The sequence below is a fragment of the Flavobacterium psychraerolatum genome, assembly GCF_025960985.1.
Classification (GTDB): Bacteria; Bacteroidota; Bacteroidia; order Flavobacteriales; family Flavobacteriaceae; genus Flavobacterium.
In genome coordinates this window covers 1-1434 of record NZ_JAOQMX010000094.1, presented here as the reverse complement: position 1 = coordinate 1434, position 1434 = coordinate 1, and the positions used below count along the sequence as shown (strand labels likewise).

General features: G+C 33.2%; 2 protein-coding genes. Both read right to left on the bottom strand.

What is annotated here, in order from left to right:
* Positions 1-124: 124 nt before the first annotated feature.
* Positions 125-679, bottom strand: coding sequence for an REP-associated tyrosine transposase (locus M2326_RS17475; RefSeq protein WP_264620823.1), 555 nt, complete (start codon positions 677-679; stop codon positions 125-127).
* A 265-nt stretch (positions 680-944) separates the two neighbouring features.
* On the bottom strand, positions 945-1241 hold the full coding sequence (locus M2326_RS17470; RefSeq protein WP_264620822.1) for a hypothetical protein: 297 nt from the start codon (positions 1239-1241) through the stop codon (positions 945-947).
* Between the last annotated feature and the right edge of the window lie 193 nt (positions 1242-1434).

Here is a 1434-nt window from a genome sequence, read left to right as displayed (position 1 = left end):
TCGTAGCGTTTGCAACGCGGTTCACTACCATAAAACTTCAATATTTACTCCCCTCTGGCGCTTGACTGCGTCGAGTGCCTGCTTTAATTTTGAAAACAAGTCGTAGCGTTTGCAACGCGGTTCACTACCATAAAACTTCTATGTTTACGTTGCATAGGTTTGCATTATCCTCTTCGTAATTCCTGTAACTACTATTGACATAATCACGAGGATGAAAAACAATTTCTGCGGTTACTGGATTATAGTGAATATAATTAATTCTTTGTTCAATTTTCTCGAGAGTATCCAAAATCACAGGATGAAAACCATCTTGCCAAAGTTTATAATTCTTCGCTCTACCTCTAACCTCCGCTGCATAACTAAATTTTCGCAATAACCATTCCCTTCTACTTTCAGGTTGTTCCTTGATTGCTGCAATTATTTTCTTTGAAGTAAATTTTTTAAAATCACGAACAACATTTTGCAACTCGCCTTCGGGTGCTGTCACAATCAAATGTATATGGTTGGTCATGTAAACATAAGCGTGGACGCTAAGGCCTTTTTCCTTAATACAATAATTTAAGGATTCATCTAGAATAGAACAATATATAGGCCTTGTAAAAACATCAACCCAATCTACAACAGTAATAGTTATGAAAGTGGGCACGGTACTATCTATTACTTTGTATTTTTCGGACATCGTTTTTCTATCAAATATACTATTTTTCGCTTACGTTTTATTTTAAAATTGTTGTGAGGAACCGCGTTGCAAACGCTACGTCTTTTGGTCATAAGGTAAATAGGTACTCGACGCAGTCAAGCACCAGAAGGTAGGGGTTTACGTTTTGTTCAAAATTGTTGTAAGGAACCGCGTTGCAAACGCTACGTTTTTTGGTTATAAGATAAATAGGTACTCGACGCAGTCAAGCACCAGAGGGAATGTTAAATTAAATTATTTTTAATTTTTAGTTCTTAATATCAAATGCTTTTCTCAGTTTTCCTTTAGGATTGTATCCAGCGGCTTTTCCTCTAAAGTACTCTAGGATTAAAGTTGTATTTGAATTTTTAATATTCTTTCGTTTTATGAAATAAAAAATGGACTCCCAAGTAAATCTAGTGAATCTTGTTTTGGAATGATCTTTCAAATGTTTACCATAATCTAATTCAATTTTCAACTCTTTATTTTCTAGAACAAGATTAATTAACTGAAATTCTAAATTCAATCTTTTTGCTATCCATTCACCAATTAAAGAAAAGCGCATTAATTCATATTTTTGATCATTAACTAACAATTGATAACTACTCTTAAATATTGTTTCGAATAGATTTTTGCCTCCTAAGATATAATTCTTTGGATTATTTATGGTTCTTCGCCTAAATTAGTGGAAATTAAAAAAACCATGTAATTTTGGGGGATGGAATTAGATGGATTAGGAATTTTGTTAGGAGTTAAAT